This is a genomic window from Bradyrhizobium sp. Pha-3, from assembly GCF_042258325.1.
GTDB lineage: Bacteria > Pseudomonadota > Alphaproteobacteria > Rhizobiales > Xanthobacteraceae > Bradyrhizobium > Bradyrhizobium elkanii.
Map to the genome: position 1 here is coordinate 3149081 of NZ_CP170151.1, position 18736 is coordinate 3167816.

At 65.3% G+C, this 18736-nt stretch carries 16 protein-coding genes and 1 pseudogene; 6 read left to right on the forward strand and 11 right to left on the reverse strand.

What is annotated here, in order from left to right; genetic code table 11:
- Positions 1–61: 61 nt before the first annotated feature.
- A complete protein-coding gene (locus ACE10X_RS14680; RefSeq protein WP_038387975.1) occupies positions 62–961 on the reverse strand; it encodes a DMT family transporter in 900 nt (299 codons plus the stop codon).
- 90 nt (positions 962–1051) lie between these two features.
- Here ACE10X_RS14680 and ACE10X_RS14685 point away from each other — a divergent pair, with 90 nt between their 5' ends.
- Entirely contained in the window at positions 1052–2509 is a 1458-nt protein-coding gene (locus ACE10X_RS14685) for a PLP-dependent aminotransferase family protein (RefSeq protein WP_080583564.1), read from the forward strand.
- Between the two features lie 210 nt (positions 2510–2719).
- Here the strand turns inward: ACE10X_RS14685 and ACE10X_RS14690 are convergent.
- The 5 genes and pseudogenes from ACE10X_RS14690 to ACE10X_RS14710 all read right to left on the reverse strand — a co-directional run bounded on the left by ACE10X_RS14690 (position 2720) and on the right by ACE10X_RS14710 (position 7553).
- Positions 2720–3939, reverse strand: a pseudogene (locus tag ACE10X_RS14690) (alpha/beta fold hydrolase).
- Between the two features lie 28 nt (positions 3940–3967).
- Positions 3968–4630: a sulfite oxidase-like oxidoreductase gene (locus tag ACE10X_RS14695; RefSeq protein WP_304556538.1), complete on the reverse strand. Its 663-nt coding sequence runs from the start codon at positions 4628–4630 to the stop codon at positions 3968–3970.
- A gap of 12 nt (positions 4631–4642) precedes the next feature.
- Positions 4643–5965: an MFS transporter gene (locus ACE10X_RS14700; RefSeq protein WP_038387980.1), complete on the reverse strand. Its 1323-nt coding sequence runs from the start codon at positions 5963–5965 to the stop codon at positions 4643–4645.
- An 81-nt stretch (positions 5966–6046) separates the two neighbouring features.
- Positions 6047–7273 (reverse strand): cytochrome P450, encoded by a 1227-nt coding sequence (locus tag ACE10X_RS14705; RefSeq protein WP_038387981.1) that lies wholly within the window; start codon positions 7271–7273, stop codon positions 6047–6049.
- A 73-nt stretch (positions 7274–7346) separates the two neighbouring features.
- Entirely contained in the window at positions 7347–7553 is a 207-nt protein-coding gene (locus ACE10X_RS14710; RefSeq protein WP_038387982.1) for a ferredoxin, read from the reverse strand.
- 208 nt (positions 7554–7761) lie between these two features.
- Here ACE10X_RS14710 and ACE10X_RS14715 point away from each other — a divergent pair, with 208 nt between their 5' ends.
- Positions 7762–8394, forward strand: a complete 633-nt coding sequence (locus ACE10X_RS14715; RefSeq protein WP_038387983.1) for a TetR/AcrR family transcriptional regulator — start codon at positions 7762–7764, stop codon at positions 8392–8394.
- Positions 8395–8566: 172 nt separating this feature from the next.
- On the opposite strand, the gene ACE10X_RS14720 is transcribed toward ACE10X_RS14715, so the two are convergent.
- Positions 8567–9991 (reverse strand): amidase, encoded by a 1425-nt coding sequence (locus ACE10X_RS14720; RefSeq protein ID WP_038387984.1) that lies wholly within the window; start codon positions 9989–9991, stop codon positions 8567–8569.
- 88 nt (positions 9992–10079) lie between these two features.
- On the opposite strand from ACE10X_RS14720, the gene ACE10X_RS14725 reads away from it, so the two are divergent.
- Complete coding sequence (locus tag ACE10X_RS14725; RefSeq protein ID WP_038387985.1) at positions 10080–10940, forward strand: alpha/beta hydrolase; 861 nt, start codon at positions 10080–10082, stop codon at positions 10938–10940.
- Between the two features lie 134 nt (positions 10941–11074).
- Here the strand turns inward: ACE10X_RS14725 and ACE10X_RS14730 are convergent, their stop codons facing one another.
- Entirely contained in the window at positions 11075–11851 is a 777-nt protein-coding gene (locus tag ACE10X_RS14730) for an SDR family oxidoreductase (RefSeq protein ID WP_028338769.1), read from the reverse strand.
- A 169-nt stretch (positions 11852–12020) separates the two neighbouring features.
- On the opposite strand from ACE10X_RS14730, the gene ACE10X_RS14735 reads away from it, so the two are divergent.
- Positions 12021–13100, forward strand: a complete 1080-nt coding sequence (locus ACE10X_RS14735) for a tartrate dehydrogenase (RefSeq protein WP_038387997.1) — start codon at positions 12021–12023, stop codon at positions 13098–13100.
- A 194-nt stretch (positions 13101–13294) separates the two neighbouring features.
- On the opposite strand, the gene ACE10X_RS14740 is transcribed toward ACE10X_RS14735, so the two are convergent.
- The 3 genes from ACE10X_RS14740 to ACE10X_RS14750 are packed head-to-tail and all read right to left on the reverse strand — an operon-like array spanning position 13295 to position 16434.
- Positions 13295–14206: an NAD(P)-dependent oxidoreductase gene (locus ACE10X_RS14740; protein ID WP_038387998.1), complete on the reverse strand. Its 912-nt coding sequence runs from the start codon at positions 14204–14206 to the stop codon at positions 13295–13297.
- A gap of 30 nt (positions 14207–14236) precedes the next feature.
- Positions 14237–15487, reverse strand: a complete 1251-nt coding sequence (locus ACE10X_RS14745; RefSeq protein WP_038387986.1) for a Zn-dependent hydrolase — start codon at positions 15485–15487, stop codon at positions 14237–14239.
- A 14-nt stretch (positions 15488–15501) separates the two neighbouring features.
- Positions 15502–16434, reverse strand: coding sequence for a LysR family transcriptional regulator (locus ACE10X_RS14750; protein ID WP_038387987.1), 933 nt, complete (start codon positions 16432–16434; stop codon positions 15502–15504).
- Positions 16435–16554: 120 nt separating this feature from the next.
- Here ACE10X_RS14750 and ACE10X_RS14755 point away from each other — a divergent pair, with 120 nt between their 5' ends.
- Positions 16555–17373: a putative hydro-lyase gene (locus ACE10X_RS14755; RefSeq protein WP_028338764.1), complete on the forward strand. Its 819-nt coding sequence runs from the start codon at positions 16555–16557 to the stop codon at positions 17371–17373.
- Positions 17374–17460: 87 nt separating this feature from the next.
- Positions 17461–18708: an ABC transporter substrate-binding protein gene (locus tag ACE10X_RS14760; RefSeq protein ID WP_375764281.1), complete on the forward strand. Its 1248-nt coding sequence runs from the start codon at positions 17461–17463 to the stop codon at positions 18706–18708.
- Positions 18709–18736 lie beyond the last annotated feature (28 nt).

Below are 18736 nucleotides of genomic sequence, written 5' to 3' on the forward strand. Positions count from 1 at the left end.
GTTTCGACGTCAACTTCCGAGACCGAAGCGAACGTGACGAATCTATGGGTACAGGCCCTCATTACGCGCGAGCCGGCGCATCCGCCAGCGAACTCAGCGCGATCCCGCCGACGATCAGGGCCGCGGCAATCGCCAGCGAGAGATCGATCGGCTCGCCGAGCAAGAGTGCCGCGGTCACGATGCCGACGATCGGCGTCGCTGTGGTGCCGAGCGAGGTCGTTAGCGCCGGCAGGCTCTTGTTAACCATCGACATCGCCCAATAGGCCAGCGCCGTGCCGATGAAGCCGGAATAGAGGAACAGCAGCAGGAGGTGTGGCGACCATGTCACCTCGGGCACGCCCTCGGTGATCAGCGCCGACATCGTCAGCACCAGCGTCGCGACCAGCACCTGCCACAGCAGCAATTGCAGCGGCGTCGCGATCCAGCGGTGCGAGCGGATGTAGATGATGTTCGCGGCCCAGCAGATCGCGGCGATGATGATCATGCCGGCGCCGGCGAGGACGTGCAGATTGCTCCAGTCCAGCGACGCCGGGTTGAGGATCACGCAGAGCCCGGCGAGCCCGGAGGCGACGCCAATCAGCTTCAATGTCCCGAGCCGTTCAGTCCGCGCGGCGCCTGCTGCGAGCGCGACCCAGAGCGGCGTGGTGTAGCCGAGCACGACGCCCTTGCTGGCCGGGAGATAGCGCAGGCCGGCGGCGACCAGCGTCGAGAAGAACGTCATGTGCAGCAGCGCCACGCTGAGCACCACGGGGACATCGGCGATACGCGGAATGATCAAATTGCCGCTGGCGCGCAGGATCACCAGCAGCGCGATCAGGGCGACCCAGCTGCGGATCGATGCGGTCCACAGCGGCGGCACCGCCTCGACCAGCGATTTCGTGACCGACCAGTTGATGCCCCAGGCCAGCACCACGACGATGAACAGGGCGGCCGCCTTGGCGGGGGAGAGTGACTGGTTCACGGCAGAATCCTTGCGGGCGATACCCGCTTGTGAATAGGATCAGGCTGGCTCTCTCGAAAGAGCCAGATTGTGTAGAACGATGGAGCCAGATTGATCCTTGCCGAATTGCTCGCGCTGAAGCGATCGGACGATGCCGGGCTGGCCGCGCAGCTGACCCAGCAGCTGCGCGCGCTGATGGCGAGCGGCCGGATCAGGAGCGGCGCCATGCTGCCGTCGAGCCGCAGCCTTGCGGCCGAGCTCGACGTGGCGCGCAACACCGTGACGCATGCCTATGAGCAGTTGGCCGCCGAAGGATATCTGCGGGTCGCGGCGCGGCGGCGGCCGGTTGTGACCGACGATATCGAAGCGCGCTTCGCCAAACCTGCGCTGGCGCCAAAGCGCGAGGCCGCCAGCAAACCGTTGCTATCGCCGTGGGCCTTGCAGCTCTCCGATGCCGATTGGCCGCTGTCGTACCAGGCGGATTTCCGGCCGCTCCGTCCCGGGCTCGCGGACGCGCGCGAGTTTCCGCACGAGATCTGGGCCCGCTGCCTGCGCCGCAGCGCGCTGCGTCGCCGCTTCAACGACCAAACCGTGGTCAACCGGCCAAGTCTGCGCGAAGCCTTATGCGACTACCTTGAAGTCAGCCGCGGGGTGCGTGCCGAGGCCGATCAGATCCTGATCCTGCCGACGGCGCAGGCGGCGCTGACGCTGATTGCCGCGACCACCATCGTGGCCGGTGATGCGGTGTGGACCGAGGATCCCGGCTATCCCGGCGCCGCGGCGGCGTTTCGCGCGGCCGGCGCCGACGTCGTCGGCGTCAGGCTCGATCAATGGGGCATGATGCGGATGCGCGCGACACGCGCGCCGAAGCTCATCTTCGCGACGCCGTCGCATCAGCACCCGACCGGACGGGTGATGCCTGTCGCGCGCCGCACCGAGCTGCTGGCTTCCGCCGAGCCCGGCAAGACCTGGATCGTCGAGGACGATTACGACGGCGAGTTTCACTATGACAGTCGCCCGATGCCGGCGCTGCAGGGGCTCGATCGCGAGGGACGCGTGCTCTATCTCGGCACCTTCGCCAAGGCGATGACGGCCGATATCCGCATCGGCTATCTGGTGGTGCCGCCACAGCTGGCACGGACGATGGAGATCGCGCAGCGCCATCTCGGGCTGATCGCCTCCGTGCATGTCCAGGAAGCGCTGGCCGGCTTCATGGCCGACGGGCATTTCCTGGCGCATGTCAGGCGGATGCGGCGCATCTATCGCGCGCGCCGCGACCACCTCGCTACGGCGCTGGCGCGGCAGCTCGGCGAGGTGCTCACGGCCGAGGTCCCGCCGGGCGGCATGCAGTTGATTGCCCGCTTCAAGGATGGCACCGCGGACCGGAACGCCGTGGCCCGGCTGGTGGCCGCAGGGGTCGAGGTGCGCGCGCTGTCGAGCCTCGCGCTGGAGCGGCCGCGCGACCACGGCCTGTTGCTCGGCTTCGCCGCCTGGCGCGAGAACGAGATCGGCGCCGCGGTGCGGATCATGGCGAACTGCCTGACCGGCAAGCGCATTGCGCGTGGGTAGAGGGGTGCTCGCACGATTTCGGAATAATGGAAGAATATCCCTGAGTTGCCCGACGTGTCAAGTCGCCTTGTCGAGCGCCGGCGGCCGCCGGCACCTTTGCATGGGGTTGTTTTCGATATTTTCAGCGCGCCCCTGCGACGGCCTGCAGGCGGGAGGGGGGACGCAGCGGACATGCTGCTACGGCTCGGCCCATGTCGCTGCGTCGCGGGCTCACTCCGCCGCCTTGGTGACGATCCGTACCTCCGACGTCAGCGTCTTGTGCACCGGGCACTTGTCGGCGATCTCCATCAGCCGCTTGCGCTGGTCGGCGTCGAGTTCGCCCTCGATCCTGATGACGCGGTCGATCTGGTCGAGCATGCCCTCGCGCGTCTCGCACTCCTCGCAATCCTTCGCTAGATCTTGCTGTGCGTGAGCGTCACCGTGACGCGATCGAGCGGCAGCGACTTGCGGTCGGCATACATCCGCATCGTCATCGAGGTGCAGGCACCTAACCCGGCCAGCACGAAGTCGTACGGCCCGGGGCCGGAATCCTGGCCGCCGACGGCGACCGGCTCGTCGGCCAGCATGCGATGCGGGCCTGCCGTGACGATCTGCTGAAACTTGCCGGCCCGAGTCTCCTGCACCACGACGTTGCGCGGCGCAGTGCCGGTATCTGCCGCCGGCTGCGGCGCGAGTTCGACGTAGCGTTCGGCCCAGGCGCCGATCACGTCGGCGACATAGGCGGCATCCTGCTTGCCGCTCAGGAGATGATCGGCGCCGGCTAGCGAGACGAAGCTTTTGGGGTGCCTAGCGGCGCTGAAGATATGCGTGGCGTTGTCGATGCCGACGGTGTCGTCGGTCGGCGAATGCATGATCAGCAGCGCCTTGTGCAGCTGCTTCACCTGCGCCATCAGATTCTGCTCGGCGACGTCGTCGAGGAATTCTCGCTTGATGCGGAACGGGCGGCCGGCGAGCGAGACTTCGCCTTCACCCTGCGCGCGGATGTCCTCGATCCGGTCCTTGAAGAAATGCGTGACATGGACGGGATCGGACGGCGCGGCGATGGTGGCGACCGCCTTGGCCTCGGGGATCCGGCCTGCGGCGGCGAGGATCGCGGCGCCGCCGAGGCTGTGGCCGATCAGGATCGCGGGCGCCTTGCGCGTCTCGCGCAAATGGTCGGCGGCGCGGACGAGATCGGCGACGTTCGACGTGAAGGTCGAGTTGGCGAACTCGCCCTCGCTGGAGCCGAGGCCGGTGAAGTCGAAGCGCAGCGTAGCGATGCCCTTGGCCGCGAGCGCAACCGCGATGCGCTTTGCGGCCAGCACGTCCTTGCCGCAGGTGAAGCAGTGCGCGAACAGCGCATAGGCCTCGATCGGCCCGTCGGGCGTGTCAAGCGCGGCGGCCAGCTGATGGCCGCCCACACCGGTGAATTGAAAGCGTTCGTGCGGCACGGGCAGGCTCCATCATCTTGTTGGTTTGTCAGTCGCCAGAATAGCGCTGTTCGGTCCAGGGATCACCGCGATTGTGATAACCGCGGACCTCCCAGAAGCCGGGCGCGTCCTCGGTGAGGAATTCGATGCGCTGCAGCCACTTCGCGCTCTTCCAGAAATACAGGTGCGGCACCACGAGCCGCACCGGGCCGCCATGCTCCTGCTCCAGCGGCTTGCCCGACCAGCTATGGGCGAGCAGCGCGTCCTCGGCGGCGAAGTCCTCAAGCGGCAGGTTCGTCGTATAGCCGTCATAAGAATGCAGTGCCACGAACCGCGCATCCTCGCGCGGCTGGCAGGCGGCGAGCAGGTCGCGGGTGGCGAGCCCCTCCCACTGATTGTCGTAGCGCGACCAGGTCGTGACGCAGTGGATGTCCGAGACGAATTGCGTCTGCGGCTGCGCCATGAACTGCTGCCAGGTCCAGTAGATGGTCTGCTCGACCGCGCCGTAGACGTCGAGCCGCCAGCGCTCCTGCGAGATGTTCGGCATCAGCCCGAGATCGAGCACCGGCCAGTCCGCCGTCAGATGCTGACCCGGCGGCAGGCGCTGCTCCTCCGGGCGGGTGACCTTGCCGGTGAGGAATTTGCCTTCGCGTGCCCAGCGCTGCTTGCTGCGCGTCAGCTTGCTCTCGGGCGGTTCGTTATCGTCGGTCATGGCGTCGTGCGATCATTCGTGGCGATGCATCGCGGAGTCGCGCTTGGTATCGCGCATCGTCGAATAGATCAGCAGCGACAGAAAAATCATGCCGCTGAGATAGTAGTAGAACCAGTCCTCATGCCCGATGCTCTTGAAGTAGAGCGCGACCGCCGGCGCGGTGCCGCCGAAGATCGACACCGTGATGGCATAGGGCAGGCCGACGCCGAGCGCGCGGACATTGGTCGGAAACAGCTCGGCCTTCACGATCGCGTTGATCGAGGTGTAGCCGGCGACGAAGATCCAGGCGCCGCAGATCAGAAGGAAGGCCATGAACGGCGACTTGGTGTCCTTCAGCGCGGTCAGGATCGGGATCGTGCCGAGCGTGCCGGCGATGCCGAAGAAGATCAGCAGCGGCTTGCGGCCGATTTTGTCGGAGAGCCCGCCATAGATCGGCTGCAGGATGGTCGCGAAGATCAGCGAGCCGAAGATCACGAAGGTGGTCTGGTCCTCGGTGAGGCCGACCGACAGCTTGACGAAGGTCTGCATGTAGGTGGTGAAGGTATAGAACGCCGCGGTGCCGCCGGCGGTGAGGCCGACCACCAGCAGCAATTCGCGCGGATAGTTCAGCAGGCCGACGATCGAGCCGGTCGGCTTGGAGACCTTCTTGGCCTCCTCGAACGCCTCGGTCTCATGCAGGCCGCGCCGCATCACCGCGGCGACGATCGCGAGCATGGCGCCGATCACGAACGGAATCCGCCAGCCCCAGGCCTTCAGCTCGTCCGGCGTCAGGAACACCTTCTGCAGCAACAGCAGCACGATGATCGCGGTGAGCTGGCCGCCGATCAGCGTGACGTACTGAAAGCTGGAATAGAAGCCGCGGTGCTTGGGATCGGCGACCTCGCTGAGATAGGTGGCGCTGGCGCCATATTCGCCGCCGAGACTCAGGCCCTCGATCACGCGGGCCAGCGCCAGGATCGCCGGGGCCGCGATGCCGATCGTGGCATAGGTCGGCGTCACCGCGATGATCAGCGAGCCGAAGCACATGCAGACAACGGACAGTGTCAGCGACAGCCGCCGGCCATAGCGGTCGGCGATGTAGCCGAACAGCCAGCCGCCGAGCGGGCGCATCAGGAAGGTCGCGGCAAACAGCACGGCGGCATTGAGCTGCTGCACCACCGGGTCGCTGTGCGGGAAGAACGCCGGCGCGAAATACAGCGCAAACGCCGTGTAAGCGTAAAAATCGTACCACTCGACGAGATTGCCGACCGAGCCGATGAAGATCGCCTTCACCCGCCGCTCGACGTCGTGGATGTCGAGATGGTCGCTCGCGGGCTGAGCGGTTTGTTCGGACATAGCATTGCTCCCGGACTCGTCGGTTCGATTCCGGGGCAAGCTACCTCATTGGGTCACGTGATGTAACCGCTGTCCGGTTCCTCAGGCGTTGTTGCCGAACAGAACGGGGAGCTGACGCGGGCCGCGCACCGTGCCTTCCGACCAGGTGACCTTACCGGCCGGATCGAGCCGGAAATCGGGGATCCGCTTCAGCCATTCCTCGATCGCAACCTGCATCTCCATACGCGCGAGGTTGGAACCGACGCAGCGGTGAATGCCGAGGCCGAAGGCGGCGTGGCGGTTCTCCTTGCGGTCGATCACCACCTTGTCCGCATCGGGGAACATGGCGGGGTCGCGGTTGGCGGCGGGGAAGGACAGCAGCACCATGTTGCCCGCCTTCACCGGGCAGCCGGAGATCGTGGTCTCCTTCATCACCTCGCGCGCCATCGTCACCGGCGAATAGGCGCGCAGGAATTCCTCGATCGCGGTCGGGATCAGTGCCGGCTCCGCGATCAGGCGCTCGCGATCGGCCGGCGTCTTGGCGAGGTGCCAGAGCGAGGAGCCGATCGCGCTCCAGGTGGTGTCGATGCCGGCGATCAGCAGCAGCCGCAGCGAGCCGAGCACGTGCTCGTCGGTGAGCGGCTGGCCGCCGGGGCCCTTGGCCCGCAGCAGCTGCGAGATCAGATCATCGCCCGGCTCAAGCTTGCGCTGCTCGAGATGGGCCATGAAGTAGCCGGTCATCTCGCGGACGCCGTTCATCAGCTCGTCTTCGTTCTTGATGCCGAGCTCGAGGATCTGGTGGATCCATTTGATGAAGAGATCGCCGTCCTTCTCGGGAATCCCCAGCATATGGGCGATGGCGCGCACCGGGATGTGCTTGGTGTAGCGCGCGGCGGCGTCGCAGTGGCCATCGGCGATGAAGTCGTCGATCAGCTCGTTGCAGATCGCGCGCACCCGCGGCTCCAGCCGCTTCATCGCGTCCGGCGTGAACGGCGGCAGCAGCACCTGCTTGGCGGGCTTGTGCTCCGGCGGATCGGAGGTGATCGGCGGTGCGCGAGCGGTAATCTCGGGGCGAACGTCGCGCACGATGACGCGGCGCGAGGAGAAGTGCTCGGTGTCGTAGGCGATCTCCTTCACCGCCTGATAGGTGGTCGGCATGTAGCAGCCGAGGAAACGCTCGGTATGCACGACGGGCGAAGCCGCGCGCAGCGTCTCCCAGATCGGGAACGGGTCGTCGGTCCAGACCGGATCGGTATGGTCGAAATCGTGCACCCAGTCGGATACCGGGGGATGTTCGGGCAGATAGCTTGCGGACGGGGAATCGGACATCAGCTCGTTTCCTTCTCGTTCGATCAAACGCTGGCGGCTCAACGGGCGGCGCGCGGCCGTTCCCGGCTGGCCGTCATTCCTCGGTGACTTCGATCGCGATTTCCGGGCAATTGGTCTGCGCGAGCCAGGCCTTGTCCTCGAGCCCGGCCGGGACGGTCCCGTCGCCGACCTCATGGGCGTTGCCGTATTCGTCGAGCTCGAACAGTTCGGGAGCGAGTGATTTGCAGCGGGCGTGACCCTGGCACTTGTCCTGGTCGACGCGGATTTTGAGCTTGGACATGCAAGCATCCTCCCTCGGCTTTGGCGCATTGTGGGTTGCGCCCGGTTCCTCAATCCAGTTTATGCAAGTCTTGTTCAGGCAAGTTCTTGTTCAGGCAAGTTCTTGGCTTGCTTGGGCGGCCGGCCTCTTAACCGGATCGCCAAGTTATAGCGTATTACATTATCGTCGCGCTTGCGCGTCAAGCGAAAATTCAGCGATCATTGCCGCAATGGGACAAATCGTTCGTAAGCCGTTCAAAACCTACCACCATGGCGACCTCCGCGAAGCCCTGATCCAGGCCGCGTTACGCGAGGTCGAGCTGGGTGGTCCCGAGGCGATCAGCATCAAGGCGCTGGCCAAGCAGCTCGGCGTCTCGCAGCCGGCGCCGTACCGGCATTTCGCCGACCGCGAGGCGCTGCTGGAGGCGGTGACCGCGGAAGCATTCCGGCAGTTCAACGTGATCATGCGCGAGGCGATCGAGCAGTCGGGCAAAGGCTCGAAGCTGTCGCGCTTTGCCCAGGCCGCGCTCGCCTTCGGGCTCGAGCGCCACGGCATCTACCGGCTGATGTTCGCGTCGCGCACCATGGCCTGCGCGCCCAAGGGCAGCGAGCTGCACACCGCGGCGATGGAAACGCTGGCACTGCTGATCGAGTCGTTCGAGGCGCCGGCGGTCGGGCTGTTGCGCGAGCGGCAGGCGCTGAAGATCTGGGCCGGACTGCACGGCATCGTGATGCTCGCCGAGCAGGGCCTGCTCACCGGCGAGTCCGCGCAGATCAGCCGCGAGGAGTTGCTGGACGAGATCGTCGAGCAGACCAAGGCGGCACTCACCGTGGCGCTGCAGGCGACGAAGGATAGGGCGTAGGGCAGATCGTCTGCAGCCTATCCCTTCATCCCATAGAAATAGATAGCCCGGTCATTGCGAGGAGCGAAGCGACGAAGCAATCCATCGTTCTGTGCGCTCGGTGACAATGGATTGCTTCGCTTCGCTCGCAATGACGAAGTGGAGGGTGTCGCCCACCTCTCCACCATAAGGGTTAGGATCGCGGCGGCCGCGGATCGATCGGCGTGGTGCTGCGCACGCCCAGAATATCCTCGAGCACTTTTGCTCCGGCCAGGAGCTGCGCCTCGGCACGCGGCTTGGCGACCATTTGCAGACCGACCGGCAGACCCGACGCCGTGAAGCCGCAGGGCAGCGACAGCGCCGGACAGCAGGCCAGCGTAATCGCGTAGACGATGCCGAGCCATTCGACGTAGTTGTCGAACTTCTTGCCGTCGCACTCGGCGACATAGCGGTTCTCGACCGGGAATGGCGCCACGATGGTCGCGGGCGCCAGCAGCAGGTCGTACTTGTCGAAGAATTCGAGCGCACGCGCCGTCATCGCGACGCGCTGCGCCTCGGCGCGTTCGAGCTTCTCGACCGTGAGCTTCAACCCTTCCTCGATGTTCCAGATCACCTCGGGCTTCAGCAAATCGCGCTTGGTGCGCAGCAATTCGGCCTTGCTGATCGCGAAATCGAACGCGCGCAACACGTGGAAGCATTCATGGGCTTCGCGCAGATCGGGATGCGCCTCCTCGACGATCGCACCGGCTTCCGCGAAACGCTCCGCCGCCTTGCGGGTCACCGCCCTGACCTCGGGATCGACCGGCGTGATGCCGAGATCTGGCGAATAGGCGATGCGCTTCGGCTTCTGGTTCGAACGCGCCGCAGACAGGAACGAGGTCGGCGGTGCGGGCAGCGACAGCGGATCGGCGGCATGTTCGCCGCTCATCGCGTCGAGCAGCAGCGCGAGGTCCTCGACATTGCGCGCCATTGGTCCCTGCACCCCGAGGGTGCGGTCGACACCGAATTTCGGCGTTTGCGCGACGCGGCCGATCGACGGCCGTAGGCCGACGATGCCGCAGAAGCTCGCCGGGTTGCGCAGACTGCCGCCCATGTCGGAGCCGTGCGCGAGCCACGCGGTGCCGCTCGCAAGGGCCGCCGCGGCGCCGCCGGAGGAGCCGGCGGCCGAGCGCGATGTGTCCCAGGGATTGCGGGTCGGACCGAACACCTCGTTGAAGGTGTTGGCGCCGGCGCCGAATTCCGGCGTGTTCGACTTGGCGTAGATCACGCCACCATTCTGTTCGAGGCGCTCGACCAGGATGTCCGACTTCGCCGGGATGTTGTCCTTGAAGATCGGCGAGCCCTGCGTGGTCAGCACGCCGGCGACGGCAGTGAGGTCCTTGATCGGAACGGGAAGGCCCGCGAGCAGGCCGCGCTCGCTGACAGGTTTCTGCATCAGGGCCTTGGCGTGGCTGCGGGCGCGGTCGAAGCAGAGCGTCGGCAGTGCGTTGACCTTGCCGTCCACCTCGGCGATGCGCGTCTCCAGCACGTCGAGCAGATCGAGCGGCGTGACGTCGCCGGCCTTCAGCTTTTCGACGACGGCACACGCCGTTTCCTTCACCAAGCCCTGATCAGCCATGCGCCGTTGCTCCTATGCCTTCTGTTTGCTTGTGCTGTAGAACATTTTCTGCCGTCGTGGCAATGCGACGTGAACGGAAGGGGCAGGGATGGCAGCGTTGTTTTCCGCGCTGGACCGGCGCGCGATGAGCCAACAGGAGCGCGATCTCGGTCTGAACAACGGCGTTGCCGTCAAGGGCAGCGCCGAAATCGCTGCGGGCTGGGAGCAGCGCTCGGCGGCACTGCGGCAAAAGTACGCCGGCCATCTCGACCTCAGATACGGCCCGCGCGAGCGCAACCGGATCGATTTCCTGAAGGCACGCGACGGCGCGCCGACGCTGCTGTTCATCCACGGCGGCTACTGGCAGACCCGTGCCAAGGAAGTGTTCACGATCTTCGCCGAGGGGCCGATGGCCCATGGCATCAATGTCGCGCTGATCGGCTATACGCTCGCGCCGGATGCGACGCTCGATGACATCGTCGCCGAGATCCATGCCGGCATCGACTTTCTGGCCGGGCAGTTGCCCGCGCTCGGGGCCGCTGCCGAGGGCATCGTGGTGTCGGGCTGGTCGGCCGGCGGACATCTGACATCGATGGCGCTGTCGAACGCCCATGTCCGGGCCGGCATGGCGATCTCGGGGATCTACGACCTCGAGCCGATCAGGCATTCCTACCTCAACGAAAAGCTCAAGCTCGACGAAGCGGCCTCGCGGCGCAACTCGCCGATGATGGCGGAAGGCGGCACGGCCAAGCCGCTGTCGCTGGTGGTCGGCAGCGCCGAATTGCCGCTGCTGCGCAAGCAAACCGCCGATTTCGCCGGCCATCGCGCCCGTTACGGCCTGCCGGTGACCTATGAGGAGATCGCCGGCGCCGATCATTTCTCCATCATGAACCAGATGCTGGCGCCGCAGGGCCGCATCACGACGCTGATCCGGCAGCTATTCGAGCGGACGGCGAGTACGTCATCCTGAGGTGCGAGCCTTGCGGCGCAATTGCGCCGCTGGGCGAGCCTCGAAGGGTGGCGTGGTCCGTGGCCCATCCTTCGAGACGGCCGCTTTGCGGCCTCCTCAGGATGACGGCGGAATGAATGGCTAGCGCGAGCTAGTTATCCCCATCCCGACGTCAGCCCGCCATCCACGGTATAGATCACGCCCGACGTATAGCCCGCGCGGTCGGACGCCAGGAACGCCATCAGGTCGCCGATCTCGCGTGCATGTGCGGGCCGGCCGAGCGGCAGGCCCTTCTGGAATTCCTTGTAACGGTTCTCGTCGCCGAACTGGTTCCTGGCGCGGGTCTTGAGCAGCGTGACGTGGCGGTCGGTGCCGACAGGGCCGGGATTGATGCCGACGACGCGGATATTGTCGGCGAGGCTCTTGCCGCCGAGCGCGCGGGTGAAGGCCATCAGCGCCGCATTGCCGGCGCTGCCGCAGATGTAGTTGGCGTCGAACTTCTCGCCGGCCGCGCCGATGTCGTTGACGATCACGCCGCCGCCGCGCGCCTTCATCTGGGCGTAGATCGCGCGCGTCAGATTGACGTAACCGAACACCTTGAGCTCCCAGGCATGCCGCCAGGTCGCCTCGTCGATCTTATCGATCGAGCCGCCCGGGATATCGCCGGCATTGTTGACGAGGATGTCGATGTCGGCGGCCTCCTTTGCCAATCGCGCCAGATCTTCCGATTTGCGCAGGTCGACGACGCTGATCGCCGCATCGATCTGATGCGCCGATCGGAGCCGCTCGGCCAGTGCCTTCAATTGTTCGCCGTTGCGGGCGGCGAGCAGCAAATTGGCGCCTTCCTCGGCAAAGGCTTCGGCGGCGGCCGCGCCAATGCCCTTGGAGGCGCCGGTGATCAGGACACGCTTGCCGCGCAGATGCAGATCCATGGGATGTCTCGCTTGGTATGGGGAGTAGGGTGTCGGCGAATTTGGTGGGGCAGGGTCGCGCCGCGGTCAACACTGCACTGCAGCGTTGCGCTCGCGCGAAGTTTGGTCCATTGCAGGACCATCAGAATAGGCGGCATTGCCGGCCGGGCAAATCACAAGGGTGTTCTCGATGAGCAGCGCAAAGAAGCAGTATCGGATTGCGGTCATTCCCGGTGACGGCATCGGCAAGGAAGTGATGCCGGAGGGCCTGCGCGTCATCGAGACGGCGGCGAAGAAGCAGGGCGTCGACATGAAGTTCGACCATTTCGACTTCGCCTCCTACGACTATTACGAGAAGCACGGCGAGATGATGCCGGCCGACTGGAAGGACAAGATCGGCAAGCATGATGCGATCTATTTCGGCGCGGTCGGCTGGCCGGCCAAGATCCCGGATCACATCTCGCTGTGGGGGTCGCTCATAAAATTCCGCCGCGAGTTCGACCAGTACGTCAACCTGCGCCCGGTGCGGCTGATGCCCGGCGTGCCGTCGCCGCTGGCGAACCGCAAGCCCGGCGACATCGATTTCTGGGTGGTGCGCGAGAACACCGAAGGCGAGTACTCTTCCGTCGGCGGCCGCATGTTCCCGGACACCGACCGCGAATTCGTCACCCAGCAGACCGTGATGACCCGCACCGGCGTCGACCGCATCCTGAAATTCGCGTTCGATCTGGCGCAGTCGCGGCCGAAGAAGCATTTGACCTCGGCGACCAAGTCGAACGGCATCTCCATCACCATGCCCTACTGGGACGAGCGCGTGGAGGCGATGGCCAAGAAATATCCCGGCGTGAAGTGGGACAAGTACCACATCGACATCCTGACCGCGAACTTCGTGCTGCATCCGGACTGGTTCGACGTCGTGGTCGGTTCCAATTTGTTCGGGGACATTCTTTCCGATCTCGGCCCGGCCTGCACCGGCACGATCGGCATCGCGCCGTCGGGCAACATCAATCCGGAAGGCGATTTCCCCTCGGTGTTCGAGCCGGTCCATGGCTCGGCGCCTGATATTGCAGGCCAAGGCATTGCCAACCCGATCGGCATGATCTGGTCGGGCGCGATGATGCTGGAGCATCTCGGCGAGAAGCAGGCAGCTAGCGCCATCGTCGGCGCGATCGAGCGCACGCTCGGCGAACGCACGCTGCGCACGCGCGACCTCGGCGGCAATGCCGACACCACGGCGTGCGGCAAGGCCGTCGCGGAGATGGTGGATTAGGCTCTTTCACCCCCTCCCCTTGTGGGAGAGGGTGACTGGTCGCCAAACCCCGCGCTGTCGTCCCCGCGAAAGCAGGGACCCATAACCACAGGGTCTCGTTGTTGGGGCTCGCCGTTGCCCCAGCCTTCGTGACAATGTGAAGCGGTGGTTATGGGTCCCGGCTCGCGCTTCGCTTGGCCGGGACGACGGTGAAATTACCCCTTCACGATCCTGCGGCAGTGCTCCCACGCCGCGTGGATCAAATTCTCGCTCGCCTCGGGCGTGCGGAAGGCGGAGTGCGCCGACAGCGTCACGTTCGGGATCTTCGTCAACGGATGATCCTTCGGCAGCGGCTCGATGTTGTAGACGTCGAGGCCGGCGTGGCGGATGTGGCCCGAATTGAGCGCATCGATCATCGCCTGCTCGTCGACGATCGCGCCGCGCGCGGTGTTGATCAGCACCACGCCCTTTTTCATCTTCGCGATCTTGGCGCGCGTGATCAGGCCGCGGGTCTCGTCGTTCAATAGCAGATGGATAGAGACCACGTCGCTGCTCGCCAGCACGGTGTCGAGTTCGACGAACTCGACGCCCGGATGGCTCTTGGGCGACCGGTTCCAGGCGATCACCTTCATGCCGCTGCCGAGCGCGATGCGGGCGACCTCGGCGGCGATGCCGCCGAAGCCGACGAGGCCGAGCGTCTTGCCGGTGAGCTGCATGCCGTCCTCGCGCAGCCAGTTGCCGGCGCGCATCTCGCGGTCCATCTGCGCGATCACGCGCGCCGACGACCACATCAGCGCGATCGCCGATTCCGCGACCGCGGTGTCGCCATACCCCTTGATCAGGTGCACGGAAATGCCGAGCTCGGCGAGCTCTTCCGGGTTCATGTAGCTGCGCGCGCCGGTGCCGAGGAACACGACATGCTTCAGGCCGGTACACTTTTTCGCAACATCGGTCGGCAGCGCGGTGTGATCGACCACCGCGATCTCGGCGCCGTCGAGCACCGCTGGATAGTCCTCGGACTTGATGTCCGGGTTGCGGTTGATCCGCATCCTGGGATCGCCTGATTTTTCCAGGCGCTCCGTGATGACAGCGAGCGATTCATTGGCGTCGACAAACACTGCGCGCACGAAAGCCTCCATCGAGGGGAGAAAGGAAGATCAGGACGCGACGCCGGCGAGCGCCAGCACCGTATGCATCAGGACGTTGGCGCCGGCGGCGCAATCGGTCTGTTTGGCATCTTCCAGCTCATTATGGCTGATGCCGTCCTTGCAGGGCACGAACACCATCGCGGCCGGCATCACCGTGTTGAGGTTGCAGGCGTCGTGGCCGGCGCCGGAGGTGATGCGGCGGTGCGAATAGCCGAGCTGCTTCGCCGCGTTCTCGACCGCGTCGACCAGTTTGGGGTCGAAATGCGTCGGCGCCTTGCGCCAGACGAGATCGAGCTGCACCTCGACCTTGCGCCGCGCGGCGATCTCGGTAACAGCGGCACGCAGGTCGCGATCCAGCGCATCCATGATCGCGGCGTCGGCGCTGCGGCAATCCACCGTGAAGGCGATCTCGCCGGGGATGACGTTGCGCGAGGGCGCGGCGATCACGGCCTCGCCGATGGTGCCGACTGCCTTCGGGCCGTGCTTCTTCGCGATGCTCTCCATCGCCAGCACGATCTCCGACAGCGTCGCCAGCGCATCGCGGCGCAGCGGCATCGGTGTCGAGCCGGCGTGGCTCTCGAAGCCGGTGATCTTGCCGTCGTACCACAACACGCCCTGGCCGGAATCGACCACGCCGATGGTCTTGTTCTCGGCCTCCAGGATCGGGCCCTGCTCGATATGCAGCTCGACGAAGCTGGTGAACTTCTGGCGGCCGACCGGGGCCTCGCCGCGATAACCGATCGTGTCCAGCGCCTGCGCCACCGTGACGCCCTCGGCGTCCTTGCGCGACAGGATGTCGTCGGTGGTGAAGTCGCCGACATAGGCGGCCGATGCCATCATCGCCGGCGCAAAGCGCGAGCCTTCCTCATTGGTCCAGTTGCAGATGCAGATCGGCAGCTCGGTCTCGATCCCGGCATCGTTGAGCGTGCGCACCATTTCGAGCGCGGCCAGCGTGCCGAGGATGCCGTCATATTTGCCGCCGGTCGGCTGGGTGTCGAGATGCGAGCCGACGCCGATCGGCGGCTTCGACATATCCCGTCCTTTCCGCAAGCCGAACATCGAGCCGAGCGCGTCGACCTGCACCTCGAGGCCGGCGTCCTCGCACGCCTTGCGGAACCAGTCGCGCACCTGCTTGTCTTCGGCGCTCAGGGTCAGCCGCCGCACACCGCCCTTGGGCGTTGCACCGAACTGAGCGGTTTCGTGGATGGTGCCCCAGAGGCGGGCGGAATCGATCTGCAGGTTGGTGGCGGCTCGGCTCATTGCGGCTCTTCCCTTTACGCGATCGTTTTTTCATGACGCGCCACTCTCGCGCCGTCAACCGCCACGCTCGCCTGCGCGATCTGCCGGGCGAGATTGGCGACACGCTCGATGGCGACCGCATCGGGCGAGGCGAGCCAGCTCGCGGTGAAGGTGAGGGGCGGCAGCTTGAGGTCGGTGTCGAGCAGTTGCAGCCGTCCGTCGGCAAGCTCGTTCTCGACGATCGCCGCCGGGATCACCGCGATGCCAAGCCCTTCATTGGCCATGTGGATCACGGTCGCGAGCGAGGTCGAGGCGTGCAGCCGGATCGGCGGCAGATCGGGGGCGTTGAACAGCGCGCGTACGGTCTCGTAGGGCTGGGTCTTGCGCGGAAAGGTGATGATCGGAAACCGCGCCAGGTCCTGCCGCGCCACCGGGCCGTCGCCGAGGCCGAGCGCCGGGCTCGCCAGGAAACCGATCGGATAATCGCACAGCACATGGTTGTGCGCGCCGGACGCCGAGACCGGCCCAAGCACGAAGGCGAGCTCGATCTCCTGCGCCAGCAGCCGCGCGGTCAGATTGGGCGTGATGTCGACCTCGATCTCGAGTGACAGGTTGGGGTAGATCTCGTTGACGCTCTTGACGAGGCGCGGCAGCCAGGTGTGCACGATGGTCTCCGCGACACCGAGCCGCAGCGCGCCGCGCATCGCCGAACGGTCGCCGACCTCGGCCATCATCTCCGAGCGCAGGCCGATCAGCTTCTCGGCATAGATCATCATCAGCCGTCCACTCGGGGTCGGCGAGGCCACCCGGTGGTCACGGTTGAGCAGTTTGACGCCCATTTCGCGCTCGAGCTGGGCAATGCGCTGGGAGATCGCCGGCTGGGTGGTGTTGAGCCGCTGGGCGGCGCCGCGGAAGCTGCCGAGCTTGACGACCCAAAGGAATGTCTCGATCGAGCGGAAGTCCGTCATTGGAAGCATTTTCCCGATCGATAAATCTGTTTTATCGATTTTGATTAGAAAGGACGATTAGACATTATATCACGCTTGGTGTTGGTTTGTCCTTGTCGAGATTATGGGCAGGAGAATCCCATGACTGTTTTTGCGGCAGTGCAGCGATCTCAAGGGGAACCAGTGCTGGCGAGCGTCGAAGCGCGCCGCGCCTGCCGTGACGGCGTGGCCTCGGCCACCACGGCCGGTCTCGCGAACGGCTTCGTCCAGGGCAATCTCGCGATCCTGCCGGAAAAGCTCGCCGGTGCCTTCCATCGCTTCTGCCAGCTCAATCCGAAACCGTGCCCGATCATCGGCATGTCCGATGTCGGCGATCCCCGCATTCCGGCGCTGGGCCTCGACCTCGACATCCGCACCGACGTGCCGCGCTACCGGGTCTGGCGCGACGGCGAGGTGGCGGACGAGCCGGCCGACATCACCAAATACTGGCGCGACGATCTCGTCACCTTCGTGCTCGGCTGCTCCTACTCGTTTGAAGAGGCGCTGCTGGATGAGGGCCTGCCGATCCGTCACATTGAACGCAATCTGCGTGTGCCAATGTACCGGACCAATATCGCCTGCAGCCCGTCGGGGCCGTTCGCGGGACCCATGGTGGTGTCGATGCGCCCGTTCAAGCCGGCGGATGCGATCCGCGCGGTGCAGATCACCTCGCGCTTTCCGTCCGTGCATGGCGCGCCGGTCCATCTCGGCCATCCGCATGCGATCGGCATCAAGGATATCGCCAAGCCCGATTACGGCGATGCGGTACCGGTCGCCGACGACGAAATCCCGGTGTTCTGGGCCTGTGGCGTCACGCCGCAATCGGTGATCGCAAGTGCGAAGCTGCCGTTCGCGATCACGCATTCGCCGGGCCTGATGCTGGTGACCGATCTCAGGAACAAGCAGCTCGCTGTGCTCTGAATAGGCAATTCGTGCAATTCATTGAGGCTTTACTGCGCGCTACAAGCGTCACATCGATAATAACAAGCTGACCAAGGGGAAATTTCGATGACGATCTCTCGCCGTAACGTGTTGCTGGGTGCCACCGCTGCCGCCGCACTTGGCCCGATGGCCGCGCGCGCGCAGGCCAGTGAAGTGGCAATCGGCGTGATCTATCCGCTGTCGGGCGCCAGCGCCCAGATCGGCGTCGACGCGCAGCGCGCGTTCGAGACCGCGGCAGACATCATCAACAAGACCTATGATTTCGCGCTGCCGCTCGCCAAGGGCGAGGGCCTGTCCGGCCTCGGCGGCGCCAAGGTCAAGCTCGTGTTCGCCGACCACCAGGCCGATCCGCAGAAGGGTCGCGCCGAAGCCGAGCGCCTGATCACGCAGGACAAGGTCTGCGCCGTGATCGGCACCTATCAGAGCGCGGTCGCCGTCACCGCCAGCCAGATCTGCGAGCGCTACGGCGTTCCGTTCCTCTCGGCCGACAATTCCTCGCCGAGCCTGCATCGCCGCGGCCTGAAATACTATTTCCGCGCCTCGCCGCATGACGAGATGTTCTCGACCGCGATGTTCGATTTCTTCGATGCGATGAAGAAGAAGGGCCAGAAGATCGAAACGCTGGCGCTGTTCCACGAGGACACCATCTTCGGCACCGATTCGGCGAACGCGCAGACCAAGCTCGCCGCCGAGCGCGGCTACAAGATCGTGGCCGACATCAAGTACCGCGCCAACTCGCCGTCGCTGACCGCCGAGGTGCAGCAGCTCAAGGCGGCGAATGCCGACGTGCTGATGCCGTCGAGCTACACCACCGACGCGATCCTCCTGGTCAAGACCATGGCCGAGCTCGGCTACAAGCCGAAGAACATCATGGCGCAAGACGCCGGCTTCTCGGAAAAGGCGACCTATGACGCGGTCGGCGACAAGCTCGAGGGCGTGATCTCGCGCGGCAGCTTCTCGCTCGACCTAGCGCAGAAGCGGCCGATGGTCGGTCTCATCAACGAGATGTACCGCGCCAAGTCCGGCAAGGACTTCAACGACTATTCGTCGCGCCAGTTCATGGGCCTGATCGTGATGGCGGACGCCATCAACCGCGCCAAGTCGACCGACGGCGAGAAGATCCGCGAGGCGCTGGTCGCCACCGATATGCCGGGCGATCAGACCATCATGCCCTGGCGGCGCGTCAAGTTCGACGAGATGGGGCAGAACAACTTCGCCGATCCGGTGCTGTTGCAGTACTCCGCGAAGAACTTCGTGACGATCTTCCCGGAACAGGCCGCCGTCTCCGAGGCGATCTGGCCGATGAACAGCTGATCGGTCGGGCGCCAGAGCGTCCGTTCCG

What these genes read in the sequence shown, in the direction of transcription:
- ACE10X_RS14695 (WP_304556538.1), bottom strand. Translation starts at nt 4,630, where the DNA reads ATGACCGACGATAACGAACCGCCCGAGAGCAAGCTGACGCGCAGCAAG.
- ACE10X_RS14700 (WP_038387980.1), bottom strand. Translation starts at nt 5,965, where the DNA reads ATGTCCGAACAAACCGCTCAGCCCGCGAGCGACCATCTCGACATCCAC.
- ACE10X_RS14705 (WP_038387981.1), bottom strand. Translation starts at nt 7,273, where the DNA reads ATGTCCGATTCCCCGTCCGCAAGCTATCTGCCCGAACATCCCCCGGTA.
- ACE10X_RS14710 (WP_038387982.1), bottom strand. Translation starts at nt 7,553, where the DNA reads ATGTCCAAGCTCAAAATCCGCGTCGACCAGGACAAGTGCCAGGGTCAC.
- ACE10X_RS14715 (WP_038387983.1), top strand. Translation starts at nt 7,762, where the DNA reads ATGGGACAAATCGTTCGTAAGCCGTTCAAAACCTACCACCATGGCGAC.
- ACE10X_RS14720 (WP_038387984.1), bottom strand. Translation starts at nt 9,991, where the DNA reads ATGGCTGATCAGGGCTTGGTGAAGGAAACGGCGTGTGCCGTCGTCGAA.
- ACE10X_RS14725 (WP_038387985.1), top strand. Translation starts at nt 10,080, where the DNA reads ATGGCAGCGTTGTTTTCCGCGCTGGACCGGCGCGCGATGAGCCAACAG.
- ACE10X_RS14730 (WP_028338769.1), bottom strand. Translation starts at nt 11,851, where the DNA reads ATGGATCTGCATCTGCGCGGCAAGCGTGTCCTGATCACCGGCGCCTCC.
- ACE10X_RS14735 (WP_038387997.1), top strand. Translation starts at nt 12,021, where the DNA reads ATGAGCAGCGCAAAGAAGCAGTATCGGATTGCGGTCATTCCCGGTGAC.
- ACE10X_RS14745 (WP_038387986.1), bottom strand. Translation starts at nt 15,487, where the DNA reads ATGAGCCGAGCCGCCACCAACCTGCAGATCGATTCCGCCCGCCTCTGG.
- ACE10X_RS14750 (WP_038387987.1), bottom strand. Translation starts at nt 16,434, where the DNA reads ATGACGGACTTCCGCTCGATCGAGACATTCCTTTGGGTCGTCAAGCTC.
- ACE10X_RS14755 (WP_028338764.1), top strand. Translation starts at nt 16,555, where the DNA reads ATGACTGTTTTTGCGGCAGTGCAGCGATCTCAAGGGGAACCAGTGCTG.
- ACE10X_RS14760 (WP_375764281.1), top strand. Translation starts at nt 17,461, where the DNA reads ATGACGATCTCTCGCCGTAACGTGTTGCTGGGTGCCACCGCTGCCGCC.